This window comes from Variovorax sp. AB1(2024) (assembly GCF_037482385.2).
Classification (GTDB): domain Bacteria; phylum Pseudomonadota; class Gammaproteobacteria; order Burkholderiales; family Burkholderiaceae_C; genus Variovorax.
The window spans coordinates 5319315-5333670 of the sequence record NZ_JBBHKP020000001.1; the positions used below are offsets into that span (position 1 = coordinate 5319315).

Genomic DNA, 14356 nt, shown 5'->3' on the forward strand with positions numbered 1-14356 from the left:
TCAGTCGCGCGCCAGCGCCCGGTTCAGCCCCAGCGCAGCCAGCGTGGCGACGGCACCCGACAGCAGGTACACGCTCACATAGGCCAGGCCGAAGTGAGCCGACAGGCCCAGCGCGACCAGCGGTGCGAACGCAGCGCCGACCAGCCATGCCACGTCGGCCGTCAGGGCGGCACCCACGTAGCGGTACTTGGGCGCGAAGTTCGAGGTCACGGCGCCGGCTGCTTGGCCGTACGACAGGCCCAGGATCACAAAGCCCACCAGGATGAAGATGTCCTGTCCGATGCGTCCGCCGTCGAGCAGCGTGGGCGCGAAGCCGCTGAACGCGGCGATCACGGCAGCCAGGCCGCCCAGCGTGAAGCGGCGGCCGATGCGGTCGGCCAGCAGGCCCGAGGCCACGATGCCGGCGGCGCCGAGCACAGCGCCGATCATCTGCACGACCAGGAATTCGGTGACGGACTGGTCGGAATACAGCGTGATCCATGACAGCGGGAACACGGTGATCAGGTGGAACAGCGCATAGCTGGCCAGCGCGGCGAAGGCGCCGATCAGGACGTTCGAGCCTTGCGAGCCGACCAGTTCGGTCACGCTGGTGGGTTCCAGTTCGCGCTCTTCGAGCAGGCGCGAGTATTCGTCGGTGGCCACCAGGCGCAGGCGGGCGAACAGCGCCACCACGTTGATCGCGAAGGCCACGTAGAAGCTGTAGCGCCAGCCCCAGTCGAGGAAGTCTTCCGACGGCAGGCTCGAATACAGGTACGCGAACAGCGCGCTGGCGATGAAGAAGCCGATGGGAGCGCCCAGCTGGCCCAGCATGGCGTACCAGCCGCGGCGGTTGGCCGGCGCGTTCAGCGCGAGCAGCGACGGCAGGCCGTCCCACGAGCCGCCCAGCGCCAGGCCCTGGCCGAACCGGAACACCGACAGCAGCACGATGGCCGTGAAGCCCAGGCTGGCGTAGCCCGGCAGGAAGGCGATGCCGGCGGTGGACGTGCCGAGCACGAAAAGCGCCAGGGTCAGCTTGGCTTCCCGCCCGAAACGTCGCTGGATGGCCATCGAGATGACCGTTCCGAACGGACGCGCAATGAAGGCGAACGAGAAAATCAGGAAAGAGTAGAGAACACCTTCAAGATGTTGCTCGAACGGGAAGAAGACCGCAGGAAACACCAGCACCGAGGCGATGCCGTAGACGAAAAAGTCGAAATATTCGGATGCGCGGCCGATGATCACGCCAACCGCGATCTCGCCGGGGGCGATGTGCGAGTGGTCGTCACCCTGCCGGGCGCCGGCTTCGGGCGAGTTCGGCAGCGGATGGGCGCCTTGCGGACTGATGCTGGACGTCGTCATTGCTTCTGTAATTCGGGTGTCACCTCAGGAAGTGACACATGGGATCATGGACAACCTATAGCGTCTCACCGAAACACATTTACCGCCATAGGACAAAACGTCCAATAGGCGAAACCCGTCTTCGGGCGTAGATTGTGGGGTCTTTTTGCGTCGCCCCCGCACCTCTTTTCCCCCGGCATGCACATCCTCAAGAACTTTCGCCGATCGCTCCTGCTGCTTCCCGCCATCCTCCTGGCGGGTTGCAACACGGTGCTGATGAACCCATCCGGCGACATCGCCCACCAGCAGGGACGGCTCATCGTCGTCTCCACCGTGCTGATGCTGATCATCATCATCCCGGTGATCGCCCTGACCATCTTCTTCGCCTGGCGATACCGCCAGTCGAACAAGGAGGCCACCTACAGCCCCGACTGGGACCACTCCACCCAGCTCGAGCTGGCGATCTGGGCGGCGCCGCTGCTCATCATCATCGCGCTGGGCGCGATCACCTGGATCAGCACCCACGTGCTCGACCCCTACCAGCCGCTGCGCCGCCTCGACGCCCAGCGCCCGATCCCCGCGGACACCAAGCCGCTGGTGGTCGAAGTGGTGGCGCTCGACTGGAAGTGGCTGTTCATCTACCCCGAGCAGGGCATCGCCACGGTGAACGAACTGGCCGCGCCGGTCGACCGCCCGATCAGCTTCAAGATCACGGCCTCCTCGGTCATGAACTCCTTCTTCATCCCCGCGCTGGCCGGCCAGATCTACGCCATGCCCGGCATGGAGACCAAGCTGCACGCGGTGATCAACAAGCCGGGCGAGTTCGACGGCTTCTCCGCCAACTACAGCGGCGCGGGCTTCTCGGGCATGCGCTTCAAGTTCCACGGCCTGAGCGACGGCGACTTCGACCAGTGGGTCCAGAAGGTCAAGGCAGGCAAGGACGGCGAACTCACGCGCGAGCTCTACAAGAAGCTCGAGGCTCCCAGCGAGCGCGAGCCCGTGCGCCACTACGCCGCCGTGGACCCCGCGCTGTACGACGCCATCCTGAACCTGTGCGTCGACCGCAACAAGATGTGCATGAAGGAAATGATGGCCATCGACGCCGACGGCGGCATGGGCAAGCCCGGCGCCTTCAACGTTGCCACCAAGCAAGCCTGGCTGACCGATTCCCTCGACACGCCCAAGCGCAAGTACGTCACCGCGATGTGCACCACCGAAGAATAAGATGTTGCAGAACCTAGACCTGACGAAGCTCGTCTTCGGCCGCCTCACCTGGGAGGCGATTCCCTACCACGAGCCCATCCTGCTCGCGACCTTCGCGGGCGTGGTGCTGGGCGGCATCGCCGTCCTCGGCGCGATCACCTACTTCAAGCTGTGGGGCATGCTGTGGCGCGACTGGATCACCAGCATCGACCACAAGAAGATCGGCATCATGTACATCATCCTGGGCCTGGTGATGCTGCTGCGCGGCTTCGCAGACGCCCTGATGATGCGGGCCCAGCAGGCCATGTCCTTCGGCGACAACGCCGGCTTCCTGCCGCCGCACCACTACGACCAGGTCTTCACCGCCCACGGCGTGATCATGATCTTCTTCGTGGCGATGCCGCTGGTCACCGGCCTCATGAACTTCGTGGTGCCGCTGCAGATCGGCGCGCGCGACGTGGCCTTCCCGTTCCTGAACAACTTCAGCTTCTGGATGACCACCTTCGGCGCCGGCCTCGTGATGGCGTCGCTGTTCGTCGGCGAGTTCGCCAAGACCGGCTGGCTGGCCTATCCGCCGCTGTCGGGCATTCTCTACAGCCCCGACGTGGGGGTCGACTACTACATATGGTCGTTGCAGATAGCGGGGGTGGGCACATTGCTGTCCGGCGTGAACCTGCTGGCGACCATCGTGAAGATGCGCGCGCCCGGCATGACCATGATGAAGATGCCCGTCTTCACCTGGACCGCCCTGTGCACCAACGTGCTGATCGTCGCCGCCTTCCCGGTGCTGACCGCCGTGCTGGCCCTGCTGTCGCTCGACCGCTACGTCGGCACCAACTTCTTCACGAACGACATGGGCGGCAACGCCATGATGTACGTGAACCTGATCTGGATCTGGGGCCACCCCGAGGTGTACATCCTGATCCTGCCGGCCTTCGGCATCTTCTCGGAAGTGGTCTCCACCTTCTCCGGCAAGCGCCTGTTCGGCTACGCCTCCATGGTGTACGCCACGGTCGTGATCACCATCCTGTCCTACCTCGTCTGGCTGCACCACTTCTTCACCATGGGCTCCGGCGCCAGCGTGAACTCGTTCTTCGGCATCACGACGATGATCATCTCGATCCCGACGGGGGCGAAGATCTTCAACTGGCTCTTCACCATGTACCGCGGCCGCATCCGTTTCGAGCTGCCCATGATGTGGACCATCGGCTTCATGATCACCTTCGTAATCGGCGGCATGACCGGCGTGCTGCTAGCCGTTCCCCCGGCCGACTTCGTGCTGCACAACAGCCTGTTCCTGATCGCCCACTTCCACAACGTGATCATCGGCGGCGTGCTGTTCGGCATGCTGGCTGGCATCACCTACTGGTTCCCGAAGGCCTTCGGCTACAAGCTCGACCCGTTCTGGGGCAAGTGCTCGTTCTGGTTCTGGATCGTCGGCTTCTGGTTCGCCTTCATGCCGCTGTACATCCTGGGCCTGATGGGCGTGACCCGCCGCATGAGCCACTTCCAGGACATGTCGCTGCAGATCTGGTTCCAGATCGCCGCCTTCGGCGCCGTGCTGATCGCGCTGGGCATCGCCTCGTTCATCATCCAGCTGGTGGTGAGCTTCATCCGCCGCGAATCGCTGCGCGACACCACGGGCGACCCGTGGAATGGCCGCACGCTGGAATGGTCGACCTCGTCGCCTCCGCCGGCCTACAACTTCGCGTTCACGCCGCGCGTGCATGACAACGACGCCTGGTCCGACATGAAGGCGCGCGGCTACGAGCGTCCGCTGGAAGGCTTCAGCCCGATCCACATGCCCAAGAACACGGCCGCCGGCTTCATCATCGCTGCGCTGGCAGCGGCGTGCGGCTTCGCGCTGATCTGGCAGATGTGGCTCGTGGCCGGCATCGGCTTCGTCGCCATGCTCGCCGCCACGATCATCCATACCTTCAACTACAAGCGCGACTACCACATCCCCACGGAAGAAGTCGTCCGCACCGAAGAAGCGCGCACGCGCCTGCTGGCAGCCAATGTCTAACAGTTCCGCCCTCTCCCCCAGCCACGCGAACACCGTGGGCAACGCCGCGAGCGTGCCCACCTTCGAGCTGTTCAACGTCCGCAACGAAGACCATCATCCGGAGAACGGGACCCTGCTGGGGTTCTGGCTCTACCTGATGAGCGACTGCCTGATCTTCGCCTGCCTGTTCGCGGTGTACGGCGTGCTGGGCCGCAGCTACGCGGCCGGCCCCTCGGGCGCCGATCTGTTCGACCTGCCGCTGGTGGCGATCAACACCTCGCTGCTGCTGCTGTCGTCCATCACCTACGGCTTCGCCATGCTGCAGATGCAGCAGCGCCGCATGGGCGGCGTGCTGGTGTGGCTGGCCATCACCGGCCTGCTGGGCGCGGGCTTCATCGGCCTCGAGCTGTATGAATTCGCGCACCTGATCCACGAAGGCGCCGGCCCGCAGCGCAGCGCGTTCCTGTCGTCGTTCTTCGCGCTGGTGGGCACCCACGGCCTGCACGTGACCTTCGGCATCGTCTGGCTCATCGTGCTGATGTTCCAGCTGCCCAAGCACGGCTTCACCGCCGCCAACCGCCGCCGCCTGATGTGCCTGTCGATGTTCTGGCACTTTCTGGACGTGGTCTGGATCGGCGTCTTCACCTTCGTGTACCTGATGGGATCGCTGCAATGAGCGCGCATATCGAAACCGCCGGCCATGGCGCACATGGCCACGACAGCCATGACCACCACGACGATGGTCCGGTGAGCCACAGCACCTTCAAGGGCTACATGACCGGCTTCGTGCTGGCCGTGATCCTCACCGCCATTCCGTTCTGGCTGGTGATGGCCAAGGTGTTCGACAAGCCGAACACCACCGCCCTCGTCATCCTGGCCTTCGCCGTGGTGCAGATCGTGGTGCACATGGTCTATTTCCTGCACATGGACGCCAAGTCCGAAGGCGGCTGGAACATGCTGGCGCTGATCTTCACGCTCGTCGTCGTGGTCATCACGCTGGCCGGTTCGCTGTGGGTCATGTACCACATGAACACCAACATGATGCCGCACTCGATGCACGACATGAAGAACATGCCCTGATGGCGCCGGCAGTCCGCCAGCGCTCCACCGCCGCACGGGTGGCGCTGGCGGTCTTTGCCGCCATCGCCTTCTTCGGCTTTCTCGCGCTCGGCACCTGGCAGGTCGAGCGCAGGGCCTGGAAGCTCGATCTCATCGCCCGCGTCGACCAGCGCGTGCATGCCCCGGCCACCACGGCCCCCGGGCGAAACGAATGGCCCACCGTCAACGCGGCCAACGACGAATACCGGCACATCCGCATCGCCGGCACTTTCCTCCACGACAAGGAAACCCTGGTGCAGGCGAGCACCCGGCTCGGCGCCGGCTTCTGGGTGCTGACCCCGCTGCGCGCGGCCGACGGCACCGTGGTGCTGGTCAACCGGGGCTTCGTGCCGCCCGAGGCGCGCGAGCGCGCGGCCCGCACCGCGGCCGAGCCCCAAGGCGAGACCACCGTCGCCGGCCTGCTGCGCCTCACCGAGCCAAAGGGCGGCTTCCTGCGCACGAACGACCCGGCAGCCGACCGCTGGTTCTCGCGCGACGTGCAGGCCATTGCCGCCGCGCGCGGCCTGGCCGAGGTGGCGCCCTATTTCATCGACGCCGAAGCCGCGCCCGCCCCGGCCGGTACGCCGGCCGACCAAACACCCGCCTGGCCCGCCGCAGGCCTGACCGTCATCGCCTTCCCCAACAGCCACCTGGTCTACGCACTGACCTGGTATGGCCTGGCGCTGATGGTGCTGATCGCAGCCTGGTTCGTGCGCCGCAGCGAAAATGCGGCCGATGCCGACGCCCGCTCCACCCCACAAGATGCCCGCCGCGACTGAGGCCGTCGCGGTCGCGGGGGAGCTTCATGCCCCCCGCGCCGGCGTCGCCAGCCTCGACAACGCCACCGGCCACCAGAACATGCAGCAGTTGATCCAGCTGCGCTGGTTTGCCGTGGTCGGGCAGGTCGTCACCATCCTCGTGGTGCACTACGGCTTCGCCATCCGGCTGCCGCTGGACCACATGCTGCAGGTGCTGACCTGCCTGGCGCTCTTCAACATGGTGAGCCTGCTGCGCGCGCGCAGCCACCGGCGCGTGACCAACGGCGAACTGTTCCTCGCGCTTCTGGTCGACGTGGCCACGCTCACGGCCCAGCTCTACCTGAGCGGCGGCGCCACTAACCCCTTCGTGTTCCTGTTCCTGCTGCAGGTGACGCTGGGCGCGGTGCTGCTGAAGCCCTGGTCGACCTGGACCATCGTGGTCATCACCAGCATCTGCTTTGCCGGGCTGGCGCTGTTCTCGCGCCCGCTGGCGCTGCCGCTGGACCACAACCGGGGCCTCTGGAGCCCCTACATCCAGGGCATGCTGGTGTGCTTTGCGCTGAACGCCGCGCTGCTGGTGATCTTCATCACCCGCATCAGCCGCAACCTGCGCGCCCGCGACGCCCGGCTGGCCGACCTGCGCCAGCGCGCCTCGGAGGAAGAACACATCGTGCGCATGGGCCTGCTGGCCTCGGGCGCGGCGCACGAACTGGGCACGCCGCTGGCCACGCTGGCGGTGATTCTTGGCGATTGGCGCCGGCTGCCGCACTTCAGCTCCGACCCCGAGCTGCTGACCGAAGTGGCCGAGATGGAGCTGCAGATCCAGCGCTGCAAGAGCATCGTGAGCGGCATCCTGCTGTCGGCCGGCGAGGCGCGCGGCGAGTCGTCCGAGGAAACCACCGTCAGCACCTTCCTGGACGACCTGATCGAAGAGTGGCGCACCACGCGGCCCATCGAGGACTTCGAGTACGACAACCACTTTGGCCGGGACCTGCCCATGGTTTCCGACTCGGCCCTCAAGCAGATGATCTGCAACGTGCTGGACAATGCGCTGGAGGCGTCGCCGCACTGGCTGCGCCTGGAGGCGGCGCACGACGCCGACGCGCTGACGATCACGGTCACGGACGCGGGCCCCGGCTTCCTGCCGGCCATCCTGAAGGAGTTCGGCAAACCCTACCAGTCGAGCAAGGGCCGCCCGGGCGGCGGGCTGGGGCTGTTCCTGGTCGTGAACGTGGCGCGCACCGTCGGCGGCCGGGTCGCCGCGGGCAACCGGCCCGAGGGCGGCGCGATCGTGAAGATCACGCTGCCCCTGGCAGCCATCGTGCTGGAAGAAGAGGAAGAAGAGGAAGAGGACGACGAGCAGGAACCCGCGGCCCTCGACCACCACGGCACCACTGAAACACAAGGCCATGACCGAAACCGAAGCTGAGCGCCAGTTGCTGATCGTCGAGGACGACGATGCCTTCGCGCGCACGCTCGGCCGTTCGTTCGAGCGACGCGGCTACGTGGTGACGCACGCGAGCAACCTCGAGGAGACCGGCGCCCTGCTGGAAACGCTGTCGCCCGGCTATGCGGTGGTCGACCTCAAGCTCAACGGCGAGGCCTCGGGCCTGGCCTGCGTGCAGATGCTGCACCGTCACAACGCCAAGATGCTGATCGTGGTGCTGACGGGCTTTGCGAGCATTGCCACAGCGGTGGAGGCCATCAAGCTCGGCGCCTGCCACTACCTGGCCAAGCCGTCGAACACCGACGACATCGAGGCCGCCTTCGGGCGCGCCGCCGGCACCACCGAGGTCGAGCTGACCAACCGCTCCACCTCGATCAAGACGCTCGAATGGGAGCGCATCCACGAGACGCTGGCCGAGACCGGCTTCAATATTTCAGAAACCGCGCGCAGGCTCGGCATGCACCGGCGCACGCTGGCGCGCAAGCTTGGCAAGCAGCAGGTCAAGTAGCCGGAACGCGTGGCACGCTTCTGGCAAGCTTGATGCCGCAAATCCATTTTTCATGAGGTTCCGCTCCTGATGACTGCACCTGCACAGCCCCGTTCCTCGCCTCGCGCTTCGGTGCTGGCGGCCCGCGACCAGACCGCGATGGAAGAACTCTTCAACGCCCTCAGCCACGGTCTGGGCCTGGCGCTGGCCATCGCGGCGCTGCCCATCCTGGTCTACAGCGCGGCGCAGAAGGGCCAGGCGGCCGGCGTTGTCGGCGCCTGCCTGTTCGCGGGCACGGCCATCGTGCTGTACCTGATTTCCACGCTGTACCACGCGCTGCCGATGGGCCGGGCCAAGGCCTGGTTCAACCGGCTGGACCATGCGGCCATCTACCTGTTCATCGCGGGGAGCTACATGCCCTTCCTGTTCGGCGTGCTGCGCGGGCCGCTGGGCTGGACCCTGTTCGGCGCGATCTGCGCCGCGGCCGCGCTGGGCGTGAGCGCCAAGCTGTTCAACCGGCTGCGGCATCCGCTGTGGTCGACGGGGCTCTATGTGGCGATGGGCTGGATGGCGCTGATGGCGGCCGTGCCGCTGTACGAGCGCATGTCGGCGGCGGGCCTGGGCTGGCTGGTAGCCGGTGGACTTTTCTACACCGCCGGTGCAGTGGTGTTCCTGTTCGACAACAAGGTGCGCTACGCCCACTCCGTCTGGCATCTGTTCGTGCTGGCCGGCAGCACCTGCCACTTTTTCGCCGTGCTCTGGCATTCGCACGGCTGATCTGCCTGGCTCAGTAATGCGGCGGCAGTTCGTCGCGCGGGTTGCGGGCCGCGCCGTCCTGTGACGCGTTCTGGCTCTGCTCCCTGAGCTGCGTGACCTGCAGGATCAGCCGGTCGATCTGCTGCTGTTGGCGGTAGATCGTCATGTTCAGCTGGTCCAGCAGGTCTTCGGCGTAGCTCGACTTGATTTCGAGCTCGGTCACGCGCGGTTCGAGTTCGTTCGGTTGGTTTTCCATGGTGCCGCTATTGGACAGGAAGACCGCCTGAAGTTTTGTGACGCCGCGCCCAGCCGCGCCAGACGCTGGCATCGAGTGGTTGCGCAAACTGAACCCCGGTCGCCGTCTTTCTCCCTCCCCTCCCGGGGGAGGGCCGGGGTGGGGGCAGGCGGCGCTCGAAAAACCCCCGCGCAAAAACCATCGCCGCGTGCCCCCATCCCAACCTTCCCCCGAAAGGGCAAGGAGCAAGACAGGGCCCTTCAGCAGGCCGGCGACTCCAGCGCCGCCGCGCTTGCCTCCGGATGCGTCTGCCCGCGCAGGAACACAAACACCACCAGCGCCGTCGCCACAGTCACCCCAGCCAGCACGCACAGCAGCGTGCCGAACGCCGCACCGTACGCATGCAACAGCGCGGCACGGTCCACGCCGGGCAACAACGCCAGGGCCTGCGGCAGGTCGCCCGTCGTCACGCGTTGCGCCGCCTGCGACGCGCCTGAAGACGATCCCAGCTGCAGCGCCACCAATGCCGTCAGCCCGGCGCTCACCAGTGCCAGTGCAATGCCCTCGCCTGCCACCCGCACCGTGTTGAAGATGCCCGAGGCCATGCCCGCCCTTTCGCGCGGCACCACGCTCACGGCAAGGCCGTCCATCAGGCCCCAGGGCAGGCCGATGCCGCCGCCGATCAGCAGCAGCGGCCACACCATCACGCCCAGCGGCGTGCCCGGCACGCTGCGGCTGAGCCAGAAAAGCCCCGCGGCGCACACCAGCAGCCCCACGGCCGAAATTGCACCCGCCGAGAACCGGTGCGAGAGCGATGCCGCCAGCGTCGGCACGACAAGGATCGGCCCCGAAAGCGCGAACATGAAGGCCCCCGCCTCGATCGCGCCGCGCCCCTCGAGCCCCACGAAGCGGATCGGCAGCAGCACCAGCAACACCACGAACCCATAAGCCGGCGCCGCGGCCAGCAGTTGCACGCCGACGAAACGCGGAAAGCGGAACAGCGACAGGTCGAGCATCGGATGCGCCACGCGGCGCTCGATGGCGACGAAGGCCGCGCCCATCAGCGCCGCGCCGGCCAGCGCACCGATGACCCAGGGGCTGCCCCAGCCGCTGTCGGGCGCCTGCAGCACACCCAGCGTGAGCAGGCTCAGCGCGGCGGTGAAGCTGAGCGTGCCCGGCATGTCCAGGCCCATCGCGTTCGGGTTGCGCGACTCGCGCATGCTCACCGACGCGATGCACAGCGCCAGCAGGCTCACCGCGCCCGGGCTCAGCATCACCGCCTGCCAGCCGAAGCCCTGCGCGAGCCAGCCCGAGAGAATCGAGCCGCACGACAGGCCCACGCCGAAGGAAGTGCCGATCAGGCTGAAGGCCCGCGTGTGCGCCGTGCCGTCGAACACTTGCGCCAGCGCCGCCGTGCCCGCCGCGAAGGCCGCGGCGGAGCCGAGCCCCTGCAGGGCACGCGCCAGATCGAATGAAACGATGCCGGGCGCCAGCGTGAGCAGCGAACTGCTCGACGCCACGACGGCAAGCCCCAGCAGGAACACGCGCTTGCGGCCATACGCGTCGGCCAGCGCACCGGCCGCCATCAGCGTCGCGCCGAAGCTCAGCATGAAGGCGTTGGTCACCCAGTTGAGCTGCACCGGGCTGCCGCCGAGCGCGTCGCGGATCGCGGGCAGCACCACCGCCGGGCCGGTGAAGCTCAGCGGCATGCCCAGCGCCGCGAGGCACACGGCAGCCAGCAGCCAGTTCCTGGAGGATGACGAAGAAGACATCGGAAAAAGGTGCTTTCGCACGAAAGAAGACGATGAAGAGAAGATAGAAAGGAACCAATGGAATGGAAATGGCACCATTGGTCCTATCACTCCCAACCACAGGTTGCCAATTGATGGACAGTTTCAGCGGGCTCGAATCTTTCGTGCGGGCGGCGGACCAGCTCAGCTTTGCCAAGGCCGGCCGCCTGCTCGGCATTTCGGCCTCGGCGGTGGGCAAGAACGTGGCGCGGCTCGAACAGCAGCTCGGCGTGCGGCTCTTCAACCGCACCACGCGCCACACGCGGCTCACCCAGGAAGGCGTGCTGTTCCACGAGCGCTGCCGGCGCATCCTCGACGAACTGGACGACGCGCGGGCCATGATGCAGGACGCCGTCGCCGCGCCGCGCGGCCGGCTGCGCGTGAGCCTGCCGACCATCGGCTATCGCTTCCTGCTGCCGATCCTGCCGGAGTTCAAGGCCACCTACCCCGAGATCGAACTCGACCTCGACTTCAACGACCGGCTGGTCGACGTGATCGCCGAGGACGTCGACGTCGCCATCCGCAGCGGCGAACTGGTCGATTCGCAGCTGGTGGCGCGGCGGCTGGGGCCGTTCCAGTTCGTGCTGGTCGCCTCGCCCGCGTACCTGGCGCGTCACGGCGAACCACGCGTGCCGGCCGAGCTCGCGCAGCATGCATGCCTGCGCTACAAGTTCGTCACCGGCGGAAAGATCGAGGAATGGGACCTGCCCGGCCTGCCCGAACAACTGCCTACCACCCTGCTGTGCAACAACATGGAAGCCATGCTCGGCGCAGCCGTCGCCGGGCTGGGCGTGGCTTACATGCCCGACTTCCTTGCGCGCGATTCGCTGGGGCGCGGCGAGCTGCACTGCGTGCTGGCCGGGCACGTCGCGCGGCAGGGCCAGTTCTCGGCGTTGTGGCCGTCGAGCCGGCAGCTGTCGCCGAAGGTGCGGGCGTTCGTGGACTTCGCCAGCGTGCGGATGTTTCAGACCGAATTCAGACCATAATCAGTCCGACAACCGATTCCCTCAGGGTGAACGCATGAATTTCTCCACGCAGGTCAAGCCCATCAGCTATCTCAAGAGCCACGCCGCGGACATCGTGAAGACGCTTGCAGAGACCCGTGAACCGCTGGTCATCACGCAGAACGGCGAAGCCAAGCTCGTGGTGATGGACGTCCAGTCCTACGAGGAACACGAAGCCACGCTGGCGCTGCTCAAGGTTCTTGCGCTCGGCAATCGTGAAATCGAACAGGGCCACTTCCGCTCCGCCACGGATGTGTTCGCCGACCTGGACAAAGAAGACGGTCAATGAAGGTCGTGTTCCTGCGGTCTGCAGAAGCCGACCTGAAGGACCTGCGCCGCTACATCATCAAGAACTTCGGCCCCGCGGCCTGGGCCGGCAGCTACGGAAAGATCAAGGAAACCGTGGCGATGATCGAAGCACACCCTCATTCAGGACGGGTCCCCGATGAGCTCGAGAACCTGAACACGGCCCAGTACCGCCAGCTCATTTCGGGCATGAATCGGGTCATCTACGAAGTACGGGCGGACACCGCCTACATCCACCTCGTCTGCGACACGCGAAGAGACCTCAAAGGCCTGCTCATGCGGCGCATGGTCGGTGCCGCATGAGCCGGGTGGTTCGCCGGCGCAGGTCTCAGGCGGCTTGAGTCAGTTCGCTGTCCGCCGGTTCGACGACAGCGCCGACAGGTGCCGGCTCCACGGCAGCCTCGGCTGCAACTGCAGGTGCTGCCGCAACAGCCACCACCGCATCCATGGGCTTCGCCACCTTGGCAGGCTTGGTCACCTCCCCGGCCACAGCCTTCGCAGCCACCGGCTTCGCGGCTTCCACCTTCACCGGTTCGCTCGCCATGCGGCTCAGCGCCAGCGCGGCCTTCAGCGGGAACAGCGTGCGCTCGTCGCCCTCGGCGGCGTTGCTCACCGTGGTGCCGCTGGTCTCGTCCAGGCTGGCCGTGCGCACGGCGTCGAGCCGGTGCACAGGCACCATGAACGGCGAATGCGTGGTGTAGATGATCTGGTTGCCGAAGTCTTTCTCGAAGTGCGCCAGCAGGTCGGCCTGCGAATGGGCGTGCAGGTGCAGGCCGGGTTCGTCCAGCAGCAGGATGGCGTCTTGCGCGCGGCCGCCCTGGGTGTCGGCGAAGAACGCGATGTAGAACGAGAAGAACCACTGGAAGCCGCGGCTGCGCTCCTCCAGGTTCACCTCGACTTCGTAGGCGCCGTTCGGGTCGGACACCAGCGTGTCGAGGTACTGGCCGTCGAGGTTGAAGCGCACCTTGAGCGGGCGGTCTTTCCAGAGCCGGCGGATCTCGGCCGTCACCACCGAGCCGGCGCGGTTGGCGAGCTGGTTGCGCGTGGCCTGGTCGTTCCTGTCGAGCAGTTCCTGCAGCTTGCGCGGATCGAGCCCCGCCACCTTGCACAGCTTGCCGAAGCTCTGCTGCTCCGGCGTGAGCTGGCCCCAGCCCTCGCGGCCCAGGTACTCGGCGATGTTCTGGCGGCCCGGCAGCGCCGGGTATTCGTCCACGTACACGAAGCGCGGCAGCTTCTCCAGCACCCAGGCGCGGGCGCGGGCCAGCGCGGGCTCGTCGTTGGCAATGGCGCGTGCCATGTCTTCCAGCTCGGCGAGCATCTGGTCCTGCTTGTCGCTGAGCTCGGCATCGGCCGCGGCCAGTGCCTTGCGCAGCGCCTGCATGGCCTTCACCGCGCCTTCCGACCACTTGACGTAGTCGGGGCTCATGATCATCGCGGCGTCGAAGGTGTCGGACTCCTGCTCGAGCAGGGCGCGCTGTTCTTCGGACACCTTCTCGGCGGCGGCCTTGACCGCCGGCACGATCTTGCGGACCTTGGCCTTGATGTCGCCGACATCGAGCGACAGCGCGTTCAGGCCTTCGAGCCCGGCCCAGCGCACGGCGGCGTAGCCGCGGCCGGCGGTGACGTGGCGCACGCCCGCGGCGCGCGGCAGGATCTCGGCCAGGGCCGCCTGCTCGCTCTCGTTGAGCGCCCAGCGGGTGGAGACCACGGGCGTGTCGCCGCTGCACTCCTCCAAGCGGCGATGCCGCGGAAAGTCCTTGATGGGGCTGAGTTCGACCAGGCCGTCGGCCGGGTTCAGGCTGTGGAGCGCACGCAGCAGATTCGATTTGCCGCTGTCATTTCGACCGAGGATCGCCGTGATCTGTGTGGAGTCGATGGAACCGCTGTTGTTGATCGAGCGAAAGTTGGTGATCTGGAATGACGCCAAGCGCATGTAAGGGGGTTCACTTC

Annotated in this window: 15 protein-coding genes; 11 read left to right on the top strand and 4 right to left on the bottom strand. The window is 66.5% G+C overall.

Annotation, left to right across the window (positions count from 1 at the left end; translation table 11 throughout):
* Positions 1–1338 (bottom strand): MFS transporter, encoded by a 1338-nt coding sequence (locus WIX39_RS24900; RefSeq protein ID WP_081265927.1) that lies wholly within the window; start codon positions 1336–1338, stop codon positions 1–3.
* 177 nt (positions 1339–1515) lie between these two features.
* Here WIX39_RS24900 and cyoA point away from each other — a divergent pair, with 177 nt between their 5' ends.
* The 8 genes from cyoA to trhA all read left to right on the top strand — a co-directional run bounded on the left by cyoA (position 1516) and on the right by trhA (position 9092).
* Positions 1516–2541 (top strand): ubiquinol oxidase subunit II, encoded by a 1026-nt coding sequence (gene cyoA, locus WIX39_RS24905; RefSeq protein ID WP_409196109.1) that lies wholly within the window; start codon positions 1516–1518, stop codon positions 2539–2541.
* A 1-nt stretch (position 2542) separates the two neighbouring features.
* Positions 2543–4546: a cytochrome o ubiquinol oxidase subunit I gene (cyoB, locus tag WIX39_RS24910; protein WP_081265929.1), complete on the top strand. Its 2004-nt coding sequence runs from the start codon at positions 2543–2545 to the stop codon at positions 4544–4546.
* The gene (gene cyoC / locus WIX39_RS24915; protein WP_081265930.1) at positions 4539–5201 is read left to right on the top strand and encodes a cytochrome o ubiquinol oxidase subunit III; all 663 of its coding nucleotides are present in this window, start codon (positions 4539–4541) and stop codon (positions 5199–5201) included. Before cyoB ends, cyoC begins: the two co-directional genes overlap by 8 nt.
* The gene (cyoD, locus tag WIX39_RS24920; protein ID WP_081265931.1) at positions 5198–5605 is read left to right on the top strand and encodes a cytochrome o ubiquinol oxidase subunit IV; all 408 of its coding nucleotides are present in this window, start codon (positions 5198–5200) and stop codon (positions 5603–5605) included. Before cyoC ends, cyoD begins: the two co-directional genes overlap by 4 nt.
* Positions 5605–6402, top strand: a complete 798-nt coding sequence (locus WIX39_RS24925; RefSeq protein ID WP_409196110.1) for an SURF1 family protein — start codon at positions 5605–5607, stop codon at positions 6400–6402. Before cyoD ends, WIX39_RS24925 begins: the two co-directional genes overlap by 1 nt.
* The gene (locus WIX39_RS24930; protein WP_409196111.1) at positions 6386–7810 is read left to right on the top strand and encodes an ATP-binding protein; all 1425 of its coding nucleotides are present in this window, start codon (positions 6386–6388) and stop codon (positions 7808–7810) included. Before WIX39_RS24925 ends, WIX39_RS24930 begins: the two co-directional genes overlap by 17 nt.
* A complete protein-coding gene (locus tag WIX39_RS24935) occupies positions 7791–8336 on the top strand; it encodes a response regulator transcription factor (RefSeq protein ID WP_081265933.1) in 546 nt (181 codons plus the stop codon). Before WIX39_RS24930 ends, WIX39_RS24935 begins: the two co-directional genes overlap by 20 nt.
* Before the next feature lie 69 nt (positions 8337–8405).
* Positions 8406–9092 carry a PAQR family membrane homeostasis protein TrhA gene (trhA, locus tag WIX39_RS24940; protein ID WP_409196112.1) on the top strand — a complete coding sequence of 229 codons (687 nt, stop codon included), beginning with the start codon at positions 8406–8408 and terminating at the stop codon, positions 9090–9092.
* Positions 9093–9102: 10 nt separating this feature from the next.
* Here the strand turns inward: trhA and WIX39_RS24945 are convergent, their stop codons facing one another.
* The gene (locus WIX39_RS24945) at positions 9103–9327 is read right to left on the bottom strand and encodes a SlyX family protein (RefSeq protein ID WP_081265935.1); all 225 of its coding nucleotides are present in this window, start codon (positions 9325–9327) and stop codon (positions 9103–9105) included.
* 239 nt (positions 9328–9566) lie between these two features.
* Entirely contained in the window at positions 9567–11078 is a 1512-nt protein-coding gene (locus WIX39_RS24950; protein WP_409196113.1) for an MFS transporter, read from the bottom strand.
* Between the two features lie 113 nt (positions 11079–11191).
* On the opposite strand from WIX39_RS24950, the gene WIX39_RS24955 reads away from it, so the two are divergent.
* The 3 genes from WIX39_RS24955 to WIX39_RS24965 are packed head-to-tail and all read left to right on the top strand — an operon-like array spanning position 11192 to position 12709.
* Positions 11192–12082: a LysR family transcriptional regulator gene (locus tag WIX39_RS24955; protein ID WP_106937092.1), complete on the top strand. Its 891-nt coding sequence runs from the start codon at positions 11192–11194 to the stop codon at positions 12080–12082.
* Between the two features lie 34 nt (positions 12083–12116).
* On the top strand, positions 12117–12389 hold the full coding sequence (locus WIX39_RS24960; protein WP_081265938.1) for a type II toxin-antitoxin system Phd/YefM family antitoxin: 273 nt from the start codon (positions 12117–12119) through the stop codon (positions 12387–12389).
* Entirely contained in the window at positions 12386–12709 is a 324-nt protein-coding gene (locus WIX39_RS24965) for a type II toxin-antitoxin system RelE/ParE family toxin (protein WP_106937091.1), read from the top strand. Before WIX39_RS24960 ends, WIX39_RS24965 begins: the two co-directional genes overlap by 4 nt.
* Positions 12710–12734: 25 nt before the next feature.
* Here WIX39_RS24965 and WIX39_RS24970 read toward each other — a convergent pair whose 3' ends face one another.
* Positions 12735–14339: an AAA family ATPase gene (locus WIX39_RS24970; protein WP_106937090.1), complete on the bottom strand. Its 1605-nt coding sequence runs from the start codon at positions 14337–14339 to the stop codon at positions 12735–12737.
* Positions 14340–14356: the final 17 nt, after the last annotated feature.

What these genes read in the sequence shown, in the direction of transcription:
- WIX39_RS24900 (WP_081265927.1), bottom strand. Translation starts at nt 1,338, where the DNA reads ATGACGACGTCCAGCATCAGTCCGCAAGGCGCCCATCCGCTGCCGAAC.
- cyoA (WP_409196109.1), top strand. Translation starts at nt 1,516, where the DNA reads ATGCACATCCTCAAGAACTTTCGCCGATCGCTCCTGCTGCTTCCCGCC.
- cyoB (WP_081265929.1), top strand. Translation starts at nt 2,543, where the DNA reads ATGTTGCAGAACCTAGACCTGACGAAGCTCGTCTTCGGCCGCCTCACC.
- cyoC (WP_081265930.1), top strand. Translation starts at nt 4,539, where the DNA reads ATGTCTAACAGTTCCGCCCTCTCCCCCAGCCACGCGAACACCGTGGGC.
- cyoD (WP_081265931.1), top strand. Translation starts at nt 5,198, where the DNA reads ATGAGCGCGCATATCGAAACCGCCGGCCATGGCGCACATGGCCACGAC.
- WIX39_RS24925 (WP_409196110.1), top strand. Translation starts at nt 5,605, where the DNA reads ATGGCGCCGGCAGTCCGCCAGCGCTCCACCGCCGCACGGGTGGCGCTG.
- WIX39_RS24930 (WP_409196111.1), top strand. Translation starts at nt 6,386, where the DNA reads ATGCCCGCCGCGACTGAGGCCGTCGCGGTCGCGGGGGAGCTTCATGCC.
- WIX39_RS24935 (WP_081265933.1), top strand. Translation starts at nt 7,791, where the DNA reads ATGACCGAAACCGAAGCTGAGCGCCAGTTGCTGATCGTCGAGGACGAC.
- trhA (WP_409196112.1), top strand. Translation starts at nt 8,406, where the DNA reads ATGACTGCACCTGCACAGCCCCGTTCCTCGCCTCGCGCTTCGGTGCTG.
- WIX39_RS24945 (WP_081265935.1), bottom strand. Translation starts at nt 9,327, where the DNA reads ATGGAAAACCAACCGAACGAACTCGAACCGCGCGTGACCGAGCTCGAA.
- WIX39_RS24950 (WP_409196113.1), bottom strand. Translation starts at nt 11,078, where the DNA reads ATGTCTTCTTCGTCATCCTCCAGGAACTGGCTGCTGGCTGCCGTGTGC.
- WIX39_RS24955 (WP_106937092.1), top strand. Translation starts at nt 11,192, where the DNA reads ATGGACAGTTTCAGCGGGCTCGAATCTTTCGTGCGGGCGGCGGACCAG.
- WIX39_RS24960 (WP_081265938.1), top strand. Translation starts at nt 12,117, where the DNA reads ATGAATTTCTCCACGCAGGTCAAGCCCATCAGCTATCTCAAGAGCCAC.
- WIX39_RS24965 (WP_106937091.1), top strand. Translation starts at nt 12,386, where the DNA reads ATGAAGGTCGTGTTCCTGCGGTCTGCAGAAGCCGACCTGAAGGACCTG.
- WIX39_RS24970 (WP_106937090.1), bottom strand. Translation starts at nt 14,339, where the DNA reads ATGCGCTTGGCGTCATTCCAGATCACCAACTTTCGCTCGATCAACAAC.